At 64.5% G+C, this 13,560-nt stretch carries 14 protein-coding genes; 6 read left to right on the plus strand and 8 right to left on the minus strand.

Annotated elements, in window-relative coordinates:
• Nucleotides 1-12: 12 nt before the first annotated feature.
• Complete coding sequence (locus ACXAJV_RS07675) at nt 13-630, minus strand: TetR/AcrR family transcriptional regulator (RefSeq protein ID WP_475083833.1); 618 nt, start codon at nt 628-630, stop codon at nt 13-15.
• Between the two features lie 55 nt (nt 631-685).
• Between ACXAJV_RS07675 and ACXAJV_RS07680 the strand changes: the two genes are divergently transcribed.
• Complete coding sequence (locus ACXAJV_RS07680) at nt 686-1,432, plus strand: TlyA family RNA methyltransferase (RefSeq protein ID WP_475083836.1); 747 nt, start codon at nt 686-688, stop codon at nt 1,430-1,432.
• Nucleotides 1,433-1,447: 15 nt separating this feature from the next.
• Here the strand turns inward: ACXAJV_RS07680 and ACXAJV_RS07685 are convergent, their stop codons facing one another.
• The 4 genes from ACXAJV_RS07685 to ACXAJV_RS07700 all read right to left on the minus strand — a co-directional run bounded on the left by ACXAJV_RS07685 (nt 1,448) and on the right by ACXAJV_RS07700 (nt 5,406).
• Entirely contained in the window at nt 1,448-2,221 is a 774-nt protein-coding gene (locus ACXAJV_RS07685) for a hypothetical protein (RefSeq protein WP_475083838.1), read from the minus strand.
• A 181-nt stretch (nt 2,222-2,402) separates the two neighbouring features.
• Nucleotides 2,403-3,638, minus strand: coding sequence for a hypothetical protein (locus ACXAJV_RS07690; RefSeq protein ID WP_475083840.1), 1,236 nt, complete (start codon nt 3,636-3,638; stop codon nt 2,403-2,405).
• 120 nt (nt 3,639-3,758) lie between these two features.
• Nucleotides 3,759-4,850 carry a chorismate synthase gene (aroC, locus tag ACXAJV_RS07695; RefSeq protein WP_475083842.1) on the minus strand — a complete coding sequence of 364 codons (1,092 nt, stop codon included), beginning with the start codon at nt 4,848-4,850 and terminating at the stop codon, nt 3,759-3,761.
• 46 nt (nt 4,851-4,896) lie between these two features.
• A complete protein-coding gene (locus ACXAJV_RS07700) occupies nt 4,897-5,406 on the minus strand; it encodes a hypothetical protein (RefSeq protein WP_475083845.1) in 510 nt (169 codons plus the stop codon).
• A gap of 88 nt (nt 5,407-5,494) precedes the next feature.
• Here ACXAJV_RS07700 and pdxH point away from each other — a divergent pair, with 88 nt between their 5' ends.
• Nucleotides 5,495-6,169, plus strand: a complete 675-nt coding sequence (gene pdxH / locus ACXAJV_RS07705; protein WP_475083847.1) for a pyridoxamine 5'-phosphate oxidase — start codon at nt 5,495-5,497, stop codon at nt 6,167-6,169.
• Between the two features lie 174 nt (nt 6,170-6,343).
• Nucleotides 6,344-7,000, plus strand: coding sequence for a DUF1499 domain-containing protein (locus ACXAJV_RS07710; protein WP_475083850.1), 657 nt, complete (start codon nt 6,344-6,346; stop codon nt 6,998-7,000).
• On the opposite strand, the gene ACXAJV_RS07715 is transcribed toward ACXAJV_RS07710, so the two are convergent.
• The gene (locus ACXAJV_RS07715; protein ID WP_475083852.1) at nt 6,997-7,908 is read right to left on the minus strand and encodes an MBL fold metallo-hydrolase; all 912 of its coding nucleotides are present in this window, start codon (nt 7,906-7,908) and stop codon (nt 6,997-6,999) included. The two genes, ACXAJV_RS07710 and ACXAJV_RS07715, sit on opposite strands and share 4 nt — an antisense overlap.
• The gene (locus ACXAJV_RS07720; RefSeq protein ID WP_475083855.1) at nt 7,905-8,849 is read right to left on the minus strand and encodes a hypothetical protein; all 945 of its coding nucleotides are present in this window, start codon (nt 8,847-8,849) and stop codon (nt 7,905-7,907) included. Before ACXAJV_RS07720 ends, ACXAJV_RS07715 begins: the two co-directional genes overlap by 4 nt.
• Before the next feature lie 361 nt (nt 8,850-9,210).
• On the opposite strand from ACXAJV_RS07720, the gene ACXAJV_RS07725 reads away from it, so the two are divergent.
• Together ACXAJV_RS07725 and ACXAJV_RS07730 are read left to right on the plus strand one after the other, a co-directional pair.
• Nucleotides 9,211-10,143: an ABC transporter permease gene (locus ACXAJV_RS07725; RefSeq protein WP_271185038.1), complete on the plus strand. Its 933-nt coding sequence runs from the start codon at nt 9,211-9,213 to the stop codon at nt 10,141-10,143.
• Nucleotides 10,143-11,048: an ABC transporter permease gene (locus ACXAJV_RS07730; RefSeq protein ID WP_291886520.1), complete on the plus strand. Its 906-nt coding sequence runs from the start codon at nt 10,143-10,145 to the stop codon at nt 11,046-11,048. Before ACXAJV_RS07725 ends, ACXAJV_RS07730 begins: the two co-directional genes overlap by 1 nt.
• An 82-nt stretch (nt 11,049-11,130) precedes the next feature.
• Here the strand turns inward: ACXAJV_RS07730 and ACXAJV_RS07735 are convergent, their stop codons facing one another.
• A complete protein-coding gene (locus tag ACXAJV_RS07735) occupies nt 11,131-11,733 on the minus strand; it encodes a hypothetical protein (protein ID WP_475083859.1) in 603 nt (200 codons plus the stop codon).
• 128 nt (nt 11,734-11,861) lie between these two features.
• Between ACXAJV_RS07735 and ACXAJV_RS07740 the strand changes: the two genes are divergently transcribed.
• Entirely contained in the window at nt 11,862-13,502 is a 1,641-nt protein-coding gene (locus ACXAJV_RS07740; RefSeq protein ID WP_475083862.1) for a peptide ABC transporter substrate-binding protein, read from the plus strand.
• Nucleotides 13,503-13,560 lie beyond the last annotated feature (58 nt).

Genomic DNA, 13,560 nt, shown 5'->3' on the forward strand with positions numbered 1-13,560 from the left:
TATGGTCATCTTTTAGCGATCTGCTGGCTCCCCGGCAAGGGCTTGATAGCCTGCCAGCGCACACAGGCGCGACAGACGCTTTTCCACCCGGTCTTCCAGCGGGCCGTCCTGACCCGAAGTCAGCCATTCGCGAATCGAGCCTGTCACCAGAGTTACAACCAGATCCGCCATGGCTGCCGCATCGGTCGAGGCGGGAAGTGCGCCGGTATCACGGGCTGCGGTAATCATTCCCGCAATGTCTGTGGCAACTTGCTGGTCAGCCTGGCGCTCGGCAGCCTGGACGGACGGTGTCGCAACCGCATGCATGTGTTTGGCCTGCCACATCCGCGGGGAGGCTGCTGCAAGGTCTGAACTGCGCAGGGCCAATGCGGTCAGGCGCCGGGGCAGGGGCGCGCCGGTCAGCTCCGGCGGTTCGATGCGTGTCCGCGCGATGACATCTGAATACCATTCGGCGATCAGGTCGGCCTTGCCGGGAAAATGATTGAAGAAGGTTCCTTTGGCCACGCCGGCTGCCACAACGATCTGGTCGACGCTGACGGCGTCATAGCCATCCCGTTCGATCAGTGTGAGGGCCGCGTCATAGAGGGCTTTGCGAACCGCACGCTTTTTGGTTTCTCTCTTGCCGGTCATCGGCACAGGATGCGTGTTTCGGTGACTTCAGTCACTTATTGCCTGCAGGTCCCCTATGCGCGCTGACCGTTACCTCGTCGAACACGGATATTTCGAGACCCGCGCCCGGGCCCAGGCTGCCATTGCAGCGGGCAAGGTCCGGGCCGACGGCCAACCGGTCGGCAAACCGTCACAGAAGATCACGCCCGGGGCACAGATCGAGGCGGAGGAGGCGTTTCCCTGGGTGTCGCGCGCGGCGCTGAAACTGGTGGCGGCGCTTGATGCTTTCGACATCGATCCGGCGGAACGGGTCTGCCTCGATGTGGGCGCCTCGACGGGCGGTTTCACCGAAGTCCTGCTGTCGCGCGGCGCGCAGCATGTCTATTCGGTCGATGTCGGCCGGGATCAGCTGCACGCCCGGCTTCAATCCGATCCGCGTGTGACATCACTGGAAGGCATGGATGCGCGAGCGCTGCAGCCGGACCTGTTCACCGAGCCGCCATCGCTCGTGGTCTGCGATGCCAGCTTCATCTCGCTGCTCAAGGTGATCATGCGGCCGCTGGAGCTGGCTGCACCGAACGCCGAGCTGATCGCCCTGGTCAAACCCCAGTTCGAGGTCGGCAGGGCGGCCATCGGCAAGGGCGGCCTGGTAAAGAATGAGGCCGACCGCCGGCGCGCAGTCGACGCAGCCTGCTCCGGGCTCGAGGCCGGTTCGGATTTCAAAGTCGGCGCGGTCATCGACAGTCCGGTCGAAGGGGGTGACGGCAACAGGGAGTACCTTATGGCCGCCACCCGCTCAGACCAGCAGGAAAACTCGAAATGAGCGTGATTTAATGGCTCAATACGTGTCGGCCGGTCGCCAGATGCCGTCGGCACCCTGGCACATCTGGATCTGGTCGCTCACAGTCCGGCCATGGCTGTCGACGCTCGGGGTCCGGCGCCACTCGCAGCGGCCGGTTGCCGACACGGTCGTATAGGTCGACGAGGCAGAATAGGTGCGTGCCGGCTCGTTGCGCTGGCCACCCAGAAGCTCGCCCGAGGACCCGTAGCCGTCGTCATAATAGCGGTCGTCGCCATAGCCGGCATTGCTGTCATAGTAGCGGTCATCCTCATAATACGGATCATCGCCGTAATAGCCGGTGTCGCCATAATAGCTGTCCGGCTTGCCCGGATAACGGTCATTGGCGGGGTAGCGCGTGTTGCCGCAGTCATCGCCGCCGGCGATTCCGGCACCGATCAGGGCGCCGACACCGGCACCGGCGATCGTGCCGACTTCCTCGGCATTGCCGCGGTCGCGGTGTTCATAGCGGCGGTCGCGCCGGCCATGATAGCCGCGGCCATGGTGGCGGGCATCGTCCCAGCGGGCGCGGCGGTCCCAGCGGTCGGGACGGCCGTGGCGGTTGTTATTGCTGTCGTCAGCGAGCTCATTACCGATCACGGCACCGAGGATGCCGCCGATCAGGGCGCCGGCAACCTGCCGGTTCTGGCGGCTGGCTTCACAATCCTGATAGGTCTGGCCCGAACGGGCACCATAGGACTGGGCTTCGGCGACGGCCGGCAGGGTAGCCGAAAGAGCGGTCGCGGCGAGCAGGGCGGGTGTCAGCAGTTTCATCATGTGCCTCCATGCGTCGGGAGTGCTTTGTCCCAATGTCCAGGTGATCCTAGGTGGCGGGCGATGAGCCCAGGATGAACGGGCAGATGACGGTTTCGCAATCCTCCGGACACGGTTTCCACATGCACAAACGGGGCCGGTGATGACCGGCCCCGTCTGACATGCGCCCGAAGCGGGAGATCTACTGGCGGTGGGCAACCTGCCAGTCGCCATAACCATCGCGGCACATGCGCACGCGGTCGTAGTTATAGGTGCCGTCAGGCATGTAGATCTCGGCATCGCCCCACCGGCATTCGCGGCCGGCGGTGTAGTAGGTCTCGCGGACGACAATCGTCCCGCGTACGCCGGAATACGGGTTCGCCCAGTAATAGGGTTCGCCATACTCGAAGGCGTAGTTCATCGCGTAGTGGTATTGCGCCCGGTCGCAGTTATCCATGCGGTCGAGGCTGCTGCCCAGGGCTGCCCCGAACCCGGCGCCCAGCAGGATGCCGGCGCCGACACTGTCATCGCCTGCAGCCGCACCGCCGACGAGGGCGCCGAGCAGGGCGCCGACAATGGCGCCATCGCTGCCATTGCGGTCATAGCGGCACAGCCCGTCATAATAGGCAAACCGGCGGCCTTCATAGCGGTGGCTGTAATACTGGCGGTGATAGCGCCAGCGGTCCGAAGGTCCCCAATGGCCGTAATAGCGGGAATTCGACCAGCCGCGATTCATGTGATGAACCCAATGCAGGCGGGCCTGGCGGCGGGCCCGGTCGCGATAGAAATCGCGGCGGCGCTGGGCATACTCCCAGCGGCGGCGGTCATGATGGGCGGCGGGGCGGCGGCCGCGATCATTGTCCCAGCGGCGGTCCCGTCGATTGTCATGATAGTCGCGGCGCTGATCGCGGCGTTCCCAGGCCGGATTGCGGCCATGCCGGTCACGGCCGGCATCGCGGTGATCGCGGCGGTTGTTGTTCCAGCCCGGATTGCGGTCGTTACGGGCGCGCTGGGCCTCGCGGTGATCGCGGCGATTGTCCCAGCCGGGACCCCGGCCATTTCGGTTGCGGTCACCGGCCTGGTTGCGGCGGTCATGATCGCCTGCACCGCGGCGATTGCGATCCTGTCCGCCGGGTTGAGCGTCCCGGCGATGATCACGTCGTGCCGTTCCCGGCGGCGGATCGCGGCGCTCGCGGCGGGCGTCGCCCCGGTCCCGGCCGCGCCGCTCTCGTGCATCCCGGTTGCCGCGATCAGGCTGCGCCTGTTCGCGACGGGCTTCGCGGCCGGCCCGACGGTGTTCGCGGCGGTCGGGATCGCCATAGCTGTTGCCGCTTTCCTGTCGCTGGGCGTCCGCAGGCGCGGCCACGGCCAGTGTGGCGGGCAACAGGACGAGAGCGACAAGGGCGGTGCCAAGCAGGTGGTGCTTGCGTGGTGTCATGGGACACGCCTCCGGGTCTACGCCGGGACGAACCCGGCCAGGTTGACCGAAGGTTAATCCCGTATGGATGAGCCCAGCATGAACAGGGCCTTCATCTTTCGTCCGACCCCGGAAAACCGCTCAGAACGCGCTCTGTCCCGCGTGCCGCAGCTTGTGATCGGCCAGCACGAGCGCAGCCATCGCTTCACCGACAGGAACGGCACGAATGCCGACGCAGGGGTCGTGCCGGCCGCGGGTCTCGATTTCGGTCTCGTTGAAATCGCGGTCCAGCGTGCGCCGGGCAACGCGGATCGAGGAGGTCGGCTTGACGGCAAAGCGCACGACCAGATCCTGACCGGTCGAGATGCCGCCCAGAACGCCACCATTATGGTTCGACAGGAAGTGCGGAGCGTCCTCGCCCATGCGCATCTCGTCGGCGGCCTCTTCACCGCGCAGGGCGGCCGAGCCGAATCCAGCACCGATCTCCACGCCCTTCACCGCATTGATCGTCATCATCGCCATGGCCAGGTCGCTATCCAGCTTGCCGTAGACCGGGGCACCCCAGCCAGCGGGCACACCGGAGACAACGACTTCGACGACCGCGCCGGTCGACGAGCCGTCGCGGCGCAGGGCGTCCATGTCCGCTTCCCACAGGGCAGCGGTTTCCGCGTCCGGGCAGAAGAAGGGGTTCTCGTTCACTTGGGCCCAGTCCCAGCGCGACCGGTCGATGGCACGGGTCCCCACCTGGACCAGCGCGGCCCGGATTGTGATTCCGTCGCCCAGCACCTTGCGGGCAATACCGCCGGCAGCCACGCGCATGGCGGTCTCGCGGGCCGAGGAGCGGCCGCCGCCGCGATAATCGCGCACACCATACTTCATGTCATAGGTGTAGTCGGCATGACCGGGACGCCACTTGTCGCGGATATCGCCATAATCCTTTGACCGCGCATCGACATTCTCGATCATCAGCCCGATCGGTGTGCCGGTGGTGACAGGGCCGCCCGTACGGTCGTCCTCGAACGTACCGGACAAGATACGCACGCGATCCGGTTCCTGGCGCGGTGTGACATGGCGGCTGGAGCCCGGGCGGCGCTTGTCCAGCCAGGGCTGGAGATCGTCCTCGCTCAGGGGAATGCCGGCCGGGCAGCCATCGACAACGGCACCGATGGCCGGGCCGTGGCTTTCGCCCCAGGTGGTGATCCTGAACAAGTGTCCGAATGAGTTGTGAGACATGATCGATCCGAGTTTTGGCGCAGACTAGTCGCGGATCATGCGTCCGTCACGCAGCCGACTGCGCTTTGCGGATCCAGCGGGCCAGGCGCGCATGGGCGGAAGGACGGGAATATTCGTGGATGAAGGCTTCCAGATCCGCCCGGTCGAGCAGGGAGGGGATGTCGGACGGCCCGGTTTCCGGCATCTCGGCGATCCGGACCGTGATGACCGTACCGGGTTCGCCGACTGCGGTAACGCGTTCGCCATCGCGTGTGCCCGCCGGGATGCGCACGAGGACGGGGCGTTCGCCATGGCGCAGCGTGCGTGTGACGCCGGTGGCAGCCTGGTTCCGGCTGATCTCGATATCCAGACAGACCGGTTCATTGGCCTTGATCAGGTCTATCGCCGCAACGATTTCCGCCAGTTTTGCAAGCGTCTGCGGTGTCGGGGGTGTGACATCGGGATGCAGGGTTTTCACCAGCGCGCGAAAGGCGGTCTTGGCCGCCTCGCGCCCGTCACCGGGAGCGAGTCCGAGGGCGGCATAGGCCTGTCCGATACTCGTAACACGCGCTGTCATACCGTGAATCTAGGACGAGAAGATTCCCGAAAGGTTGACGCCGCTGACTTTCGGCATACCTAGGCGGCAAGCACGCCGGAGGTGAAGCATGTCGAAGTCGAAGCCGGGTCTCATTCCGCCCTCACCGGACGCGGATACGTATGCGAAGACGGCCGATGCCAATGCCGCGGAGATTTTCGATCGCGAGGAACCGTTCGCGCTGTTCGCCGACTGGCTGGAGGATGCCAAGCGCAAGGAGCCGAATGACGCCAATGCGATGGCGTTGGCAACCGCCGATGCTGACGGGCTGCCGGATGTGCGCATGGTGCTCTTGAAGGATGTCGATCCTGATGGCTTCGTCTTCTACACCAATCTGGAGAGCGCCAAGGGCCAACAGCTGGCGGTGAATGCCAAGGCTGCGTTGTGTTTCCACTGGAAGTCCCTGCGCCGTCAGGTGCGGGTGAGGGGGCTGGTCCAGCCGGTCCCGGCCGATGAGGCCGACGCATATTTTGCCTCGCGCGCCCGTGATAGCCGGATCGGCGCCTGGGCCTCGAAACAGTCGCGGTCCCTGGAAAGCCGCTTTGCGCTGGAGAAAGCTGTCGCGCGTGAAGCGGCACGCTTCGGTCTGGGGGACGTGCCGCGCCCGCCGCACTGGTCCGGCTTCCGGATTGTGCCGGTATCGATCGAGTTCTGGCGCGACCGTCCCTTCCGCCTGCACGACCGCATGACGTTCTCTCGACCGGATTCACACTCGCCTTGGCAGGTCGATCGGCTGTATCCTTGATGCGAAGCCATGCGGGGGCTTGATATGAGAAGTTTCGGCAGAGTCCTGCGAGCGACCCTCGTCCCGCTCGCATGGGTGTGTGCCCTCCTGGCTCTGGGGGTGCCGCTCTGGTTCGCAATGGCGGCCTTCGGGGCAAAGTGGGAATTCATCGACCTGGCGACAGGTTTGGGGTGGATGACACACGCGATCGGCCGACCGCTTCTCTTCGCGAGCTTCGCAGCCGGCGGGGTGAGCCTGTTGCTGTCGTTGGTGCATCTGATCGCCCGCCGGCGCTTTTTCGGTGCGCTGATAGCCCCTCTGTGTGCCGTCGCGGTCGGGATCGCCGGGCTCGGTTGGGCCTGGCAGATCGACCGGCAACGCAGCGCCCGGCCTCTTTTGCTGGACGTTACGACGGATCTCGAAAACCCGCCGCACTTCACGCCGTCCTTTGCCGCGCGCCGGTCAGCGCATCACCAGGCGCTCGATTATGCAGGCAAGCTGGGCGAGGACGGGCGTCTGCTCGCGGCTGTTCAGGCCGAAGCCTATCCGGCGCTGGCCACCGTTCATGTCGACCGGGCGCCGGAGGCCGTCTTTGCCGATGCGCTACGCTATGCGCACACGCATCGCTGGCGGGTGGGCACGGCTTCTGAAAGTGCCGGCATGTTCGAAGCGGGCACGGAAAGCTTCTGGTACGGTCTGCGCGACGATATCGTCGTCCGCGTGCGCGATGACGGCACGGGCGGCAGCCTCGTCGACATCCGCTCGCTCGCCCGCCAGCCCATCCACGATCTCGGCCGCAACGCCCGGCGCGTCCAGGCTTTCAGCGCGGCAATCGAGAACGGCGCTCGCTAGGCCGCTGCGGGCCCCGGCGTGTATTCCGCTTCCAGCCCCGGTTCGCCGGTACAGGCGATACGGCCGGTTTCGATCATGTGGATGAGGTGGGCGAGGACCGAGTGGGCGGCGGCGGGGTGCAGCCGCTTGTCCACATCGGCATACATCGCCTCGACCATGTCACGCACGCGGTGCCGGCCGGCGCAGACCTGTTCGAGGATCTGTGCCTCGCGCTGCATGCGGTGGTCGATATAGGCTTGGATGAACGGCCGCGGTTCGGTGATCGCCGGACCGTGGGTCGGCCAGAGAATGTCGAAATCGCGGTCGCGGATACGGGCCAGTTCACGCAGATAATCGCCCATATGACCGTCCGGCGGGCTGATCACACTCGTTGACCAGGCCATGACATGATCGCCGGCGAACAATGTGTTTTCTTCCAGCAAGGCGTAGCAGACGTGATTTGACGTGTGGCCGGGCGTGTGAAGCGCTTCGATTGACCAGTTCTTGCCCCGGAAAACCTCGCCGTCGCGCACCTGGACATCCGGCTTGAAACCCGTGTCGTCGCCGGCCTCGAGACGAACCTCGCCGCCGGCGGGCGGGGTGATCTGCGGGCCATAGCCATAGACAGTCGCGCCGTGCTTCTCGGCCAGCGGATGGGCCATTGGCGAGTGGTCGAGATGATGATGGGTGACAAAGACGTGCGTCACGCGTTCGCCATCCAGTGCGCGGTCCAAGGCGTCGATATGGTCGGGATGGACCGGGCCCGGATCGATCACGGCAACCTCGCCATGGCCGACAATATAGACGCCGGTCCCGGTATAGGTGAACGGGCCGGGATTGGGTGCGACAACGCGGCGAATCCGGTCGGACAGCCGATCGCAGCGGCCGTACTCGAACTCGAACTCTCGGATAAAGGGGATGGCAGTCATGAAAGCCTGTCGGGCTGTTGGGGTGATGAGGGACAGACCAGGTCGCAGAAGGCCGCAGCAAGACGCCGGGTCACGGTGATCTTGTCGCGCAGTCTCATCGCGATGGGCGGGCCCATATCGGTCTTGTTCACGTCAACGACGTAGAGACGGCCGTCGGCGCGGTCGCGCAGCACGTCCAGCCCGCCCCAGTCCAGCCGCATGGCTTGCGCAAAGCGGGCCAGGCTGTCCTGCTCGGCCTGGGTGAAGACCGTACCGGTCTCGGCGAAGTCAACTTCGTCATTGGAATTGCAGAAGCGTACGGCCTCGCGGCGGCGCTTGCGCAGCACCAGCGGGATGCGCCCGCCGACCATCGGGCAGCGTAAATCCTCGACCAGGCCGCGGCCATCGCGGTTGTCGATCACGCGCTGATAGACATGCCCGTGACGGGCCGGGGCCGGGCCCTGGATGATCCGCCCGTCATGGGCACCATTGGTTTCGGATTTCTCGACCATCGGACCGGTCCAGCTTTCCGGGTCGACCGAGAGCGGGTAGCCGAAGCATTGCTCGAAGACGTGGGCGACATGGCTCTTGGCGATGCTTTGGCAGCCGGCATTGATGAGGCGTGTGCCGGGCTGGGCCTGGACCGGGCGGCACACTGTGCAATCGTCGAACACGAAGACGGCATCGGCTGTCTCGGGGCTGTCGGCGATGCGGGCGCCTGCCGCGTGCAGGACCGACCAGACGAGGTACCAGGGCCGCGGGCGGTCAGGCGTGAACCAGATGCGGGGGCCAGGTTCTGCTGCGGACTTCAGGCGCCAGGATTCGACCACGAAATAGAAGGGGAACCAGGCCAGCACTTCGCCGATCAGCCCCGGTTCGAGACGCAGGCGTGCCCCGGTCTTCTTGACGGTAACGACACCGTCCTGGAACTCGAAGTCTCGCCACCACAGCGCGCTGTGCATGGAAGGGCCTTTCTCCTGTCGTCACGCCGCATCCTAGGCATGTGCCGGACACATGCAATTCACGCTGGATCACGGACGGCGCGGATCTTGCGTGAAGTGGCGCGAAGCCGAACACGCGAGGCGAATGTGAACGTCGGGGAATTCATAAGCAAGCGCATCCTGCGCCTGGGTTGGCTCGTCCTTCTGCTGATCGTGGCCGAGTCTTTTGTCAGTGGTGCGACAGATCAGGCAGTACTGTCCCGGACAGCCCCTTTGCCCCCGGCCGACACCGCCCTGATGCAGGAGTAACGGCAGAGGCTTCATTGACAATGTCCGCGCCCCATTGAAACTGCAGCGAACTCCGGAACGAGCCGATTACTGCATGTTTGGTTTTGTACTCCGGCGCGTAGGCGTCGCCATCCCGACTATCCTGGTGATCATCACGATCGCCTTTTTCATGATGCGTGCAGCCCCCGGCGGGCCTTTCGATCTCGAAAGGCCGATGCCCGAGGAAACACGCCAGATCCTGCTGGCAAACTACGGCATGGATCAGCCTCTGTGGCGGCAATATCTCGACTATATGGGCGATCTCGCGCGCGGCGATCTCGGGCCGTCGCTCAAGCTGCGCGACAAGCAGGTCAATGAAATCATCGCCGAAGGCTTTCCGGTCAGCGCGACCATCGGCTTGTTCTCGATGCTGCTGGCGATCACGCTCGGCTCCTTCCTCGGTTCCGTGGCTGCGTTACGGCAGAACACGGCGGGCGATTTCTCGGTCATGACCTTCGCAATGGTGGGAATCAGTATTCCGCCCTTTGTGATGGGGCCGATCCTGGCGCTGGTCTTCGGCCTCTATCTCGGTCTCGTACCGACCGGCGGTCTCGATCCACGATATGGCATGACGCCGGACCGGCTCATCCTGCCGATCATCACGCTGGCCTTGCCGCAGATCGCGATCATCGCGCGCCTGATGCGTGCGTCGATGATCGAGGTGATCCGCTCGAACTATATCAGAACCGCACGCGCCAAGGGCCTGTCTGCCCACGCCGTCATCTTCCGCCACGCACTGCGCTCTGCCGTGCTGCCGCTGGTCAGCTATCTCGGTCCGGCCTCGGCCGCGGTGATTTCCGGTTCGCTGGTCATCGAGCGCGTCTTCCAGCTGCCCGGTATCGGCAAGCATTTCGTCGATGCCGCCCTGCAGCGCGACTACACGGTCGTGATGGGCGTGGTGATCATCTACGCCACGCTGATCATCGTGCTGAACCTGCTCGCGGACCTGCTGTACGGCGTCCTCAATCCCAAAGTGAAGTACGAATGATGACGTTGCTGTCGACGCCCGGGGAAAAGGCGGAAATCCTCGAAGCCGCCTCCGTGAAGGGCCGTTCCCTCTGGGACGATGCCCTGGCGCGCCTGATGCGCAATCGTGCCGCTGTCACCTCGATGGTGATCCTGGGCATTCTGATCCTGCTGGCGACGGTGGGGCAGGCGCTGTGGGTGCACGACTACGACACGATCTATCGCGACAAGGTCTGGATCGCACCGACCTGGGAAGACTGGCACATTCTGGGCACGGATGCGCAGGGCCGCGACATGGTCGCGCGCATCCTGGTGGGCCTTGGCGTGTCGCTCATGGTGGGCGTGGTGGCGACGATCGTGTCGCTGCTGATCGGCGTGACCTGGGGCGCGACGGCCGGCTTTATCGGCGGTCGGGTCGACCAGGCGATGATGCGCTTCGTCGACATCCTCTACTCGCTGCCCTTCATCTTCTTCGTGATCATGCTGATGGTCGTGTTCGGGCGGAATATCATCCTGATCTTCGTGGCCATCGGCGCCGTTGAGTGGCTGACCATGGCCCGGATCGTGCGCGGTCAGACCCTGGCGTTGAAGAATATGGAATTTGTCGAGGCCGCCGAGGCCGCCGGCGTGTCCCGCTTCAAGATCATCCAGCGTCACATCATTCCCAATGTGCTCGGACCGGTCGTGGTCTATGTCACGCTGATGATCCCGGTCGTGATCCTGGCCGAAAGCTTCCTGTCCTTCCTCGGACTGGGGGTGCAGGAACCGCTGACCTCGCTGGGCCGCCTGATCTCGGCCGGTGCGCAGGACATGGAGCCGGCGCCGTGGACGCTGATCGGGCCGGCAGTGACGATGATGGTCACGCTGTTCTGCCTGAACTTTATCGGTGACGGCCTGCGCGACGCGATCGACCCGAAGGACCGCTAGCCCGTCGAGGCGTCGGTCCCGGCACACAAAAAAGGCCGCTCCGGGTTCCCCGGGGCGGCCTTTTTGTCGGGCTCTGTACGGCCTACTGGACGCGTTCGGCCCGGAACCAGCGCCCGCCATTGTTCAGGCGCATGAAGTAGGAGCCAAGGGCGCCGCTGCGGATATTGGCTGTCAGACCGGGGCGGGCACCGCTGCGAATGCCCTGAATGCGCGTGCTGTCCGTCTGGCGCCACACCTGGCCGTTGGCAAGGGTGACCACGACATTGCCGGCACGATTGATCTCGATATCGGTGACCGACAGGTTCTCGATCCGTTCGATGTCGCCGTCCCCGGTGCGGTGTACGATCCGGTCCGGAGAATGCGCTGTTGCGTCGGCTTCGACCAGATCGTCTTCGCCGCCGCCGCTGCGACGGCCCAGGCCCGGAATGGAGAAATTGGGCAGGCTCAGACCGAAGACCGATTCTTCCGCCGCTTCGATCTGACCGCGGTCGACGGCGACGACCTCACCGGACTCGGCATTTCCGTAGAGGGTCTCCACGGCTGCATCGAGGCAGGTCAGGCGCGCCGCATCATCTGCGATGCCGCGGCACTCGAACAGCGGTTGCAGGGGCGAGTCGCTGGACTGCGCATGGGCGACGGGGCTCAGGACAAGTGGCGATATCACAAGGAGTAATCGGGCGTTCATCTTCTTTCCGTCAAGTTGCGCTGACTTCGAACTATGCGCGACCGGCAGGCGACTGTCGACCGGCCCGTCATGTTCGGCTAGAACGAGAGTCACATCTTCCAGTGACGCGTCGGAGGGGAGACCGAACCGTGATCCGCAAAGCCATTATCAGCACCCTTTTCCTGTCCGCTTCCGCCCTTGTGCTGGCGAGCTGTGGCGGCGGTCAGCCGACCGACAGCGATGCGGTCGTCCTGCACCGCGGCAATTCCTCCGAGCCCCTGTCGCTGGACCCGCACAAGGCCTCCGGTACGTGGGAGAACAACATTATCGGTGACATGTTCATCGGCCTGTTCACCGAAGACGTGTCGGGCACGCCGATTCCGGGCATGGCCGCAAGTTGGGACGTCTCTGAAGACGGCCTGACCTGGACCTTCACCCTGCGCGAAGCTGTCTGGTCGGATGGCGAACCGGTGACCGCTGACGACTTCGTCTATGCCTGGCGCCGCATCGCGTCGCCGGCGACAGGCGCACAATATGTTTCCCTCCTGTATCCGATCGCCGGCATGGAAGCGGCGACACGCGGCGAACTCGACCCGCAGGAGATCGGCGTGCGCGCGATCGACGATCGCACGCTGGAGATCAGCCTGGTCAATCCGGCGCCTTATCTTCCCGGCCTTCTGACCCACTACACGACCTTCCCGCTGCCGCAGCACGTGGTCGAGCAGTATGGCGACGAGTGGGTCCGCCCGGCGAACATCCAGGTCAATGGCGCCTATCGTCTTGAAGACTGGCGCACCAATAATTTCGTGCACCTGCAGCGCAACGAGATGTTCTTCGACAACGAGAATGTCTGCATTGATGACGTGTATTTCTATCCGACCGTCGACAACTCGGCCGCCGGCCGCCGGGTGCGCAATGGCGAGCTGCACATCAACAATGATTTCCCTGGCCAGCAGCTGGACTTCCTGCGCCGTGAAATCCCGGACTATGTGCGCATTGCGCCCTACATGGGCACGATCTATTTCTCCACCAATACGGATCTGGACGGCTTCTCCAGCCCCGATGTCCGTAATGCGCTGGGCATGGCGATCGACCGGCATTTCATTGCCGACGAGATCCTGCGTGCCGGGTACGAGCCGGCCTATTCGCTGGTTCCGCCGGGCGTGGCAAACTATCCGGGCGGCGTGCGCGCCGAGTGGGCCGACATGCCGATCGAGGCGCGCCGCGAACGGGCCCGCGAGCTGCTTGAGGCCGCCGGCTACGGTCCGGACAATCCGCTCCGCTTCGAATACACCTACCGCGCAACCCGCGATAATCCGCGCGTTGCCCCGGTGGTCCAGAACGACTGGTCTGCGATTGCCGAGTGGGTCGAGCCCGAGCTGATCGTCAATGACACGCAGATCCACTACGACAATCTGCGCGCCCAGGACTTCCAGATCGCCGATGGCGGCTGGATCGCGGACTATAACGATCCTTACAATTTCCTTTTCCTGGGCGAGTACAGCTCGGTGCCGATGAACTACTCCCGCTACAACAATCCGGAGTATGACGCGCTGGTTACCGAGGCGAACCGCGAGCTCGATCTCGAGCGGCGCGGGGAGATGCTGGCCCGGGCCGAACAGATGTTTGTCGACGACATGCCGATCATCCCGATCGTTTATTATGTCTCGAAGAATCTGGTGAACCCGGACGTGACAGGCTGGGAAGACAATATCGTCGACCTTCACCGCACGCGCTATCTCTGCCTGGCCAGCGCAAGCGAGGCCGGCACGGAAGGCCAAGGCGGCTAGCCGCACTTGCCAGACGACATGCCCCCGACCTAGCCTGCGCATAACAGGGCAAGGCCGG

This window comes from Maricaulis sp. ABE4_448 (assembly GCF_056160825.1).

Excerpts from the sequence above, each read along its gene's own strand:
- ACXAJV_RS07725 (WP_271185038.1), top strand. The coding sequence starts at position 9,211 with ATGTTTGGTTTTGTACTCCGGCGCGTAGGCGTCGCCATCCCGACTATC.
- ACXAJV_RS07720 (WP_475083855.1), bottom strand. The coding sequence starts at position 8,849 with ATGCACAGCGCGCTGTGGTGGCGAGACTTCGAGTTCCAGGACGGTGTC.
- ACXAJV_RS07685 (WP_475083838.1), bottom strand. The coding sequence starts at position 2,221 with ATGAAACTGCTGACACCCGCCCTGCTCGCCGCGACCGCTCTTTCGGCT.
- ACXAJV_RS07700 (WP_475083845.1), bottom strand. The coding sequence starts at position 5,406 with ATGACAGCGCGTGTTACGAGTATCGGACAGGCCTATGCCGCCCTCGGA.
- ACXAJV_RS07730 (WP_291886520.1), top strand. The coding sequence starts at position 10,143 with ATGACGTTGCTGTCGACGCCCGGGGAAAAGGCGGAAATCCTCGAAGCC.
- ACXAJV_RS07710 (WP_475083850.1), top strand. The coding sequence starts at position 6,344 with ATGACACACGCGATCGGCCGACCGCTTCTCTTCGCGAGCTTCGCAGCC.
- ACXAJV_RS07675 (WP_475083833.1), bottom strand. The coding sequence starts at position 630 with ATGACCGGCAAGAGAGAAACCAAAAAGCGTGCGGTTCGCAAAGCCCTC.
- aroC (WP_475083842.1), bottom strand. The coding sequence starts at position 4,850 with ATGTCTCACAACTCATTCGGACACTTGTTCAGGATCACCACCTGGGGC.
- ACXAJV_RS07690 (WP_475083840.1), bottom strand. The coding sequence starts at position 3,638 with ATGACACCACGCAAGCACCACCTGCTTGGCACCGCCCTTGTCGCTCTC.
- ACXAJV_RS07715 (WP_475083852.1), bottom strand. The coding sequence starts at position 7,908 with ATGACTGCCATCCCCTTTATCCGAGAGTTCGAGTTCGAGTACGGCCGC.
- ACXAJV_RS07680 (WP_475083836.1), top strand. The coding sequence starts at position 686 with ATGCGCGCTGACCGTTACCTCGTCGAACACGGATATTTCGAGACCCGC.
- ACXAJV_RS07735 (WP_475083859.1), bottom strand. The coding sequence starts at position 11,733 with ATGAACGCCCGATTACTCCTTGTGATATCGCCACTTGTCCTGAGCCCC.
- pdxH (WP_475083847.1), top strand. The coding sequence starts at position 5,495 with ATGTCGAAGTCGAAGCCGGGTCTCATTCCGCCCTCACCGGACGCGGAT.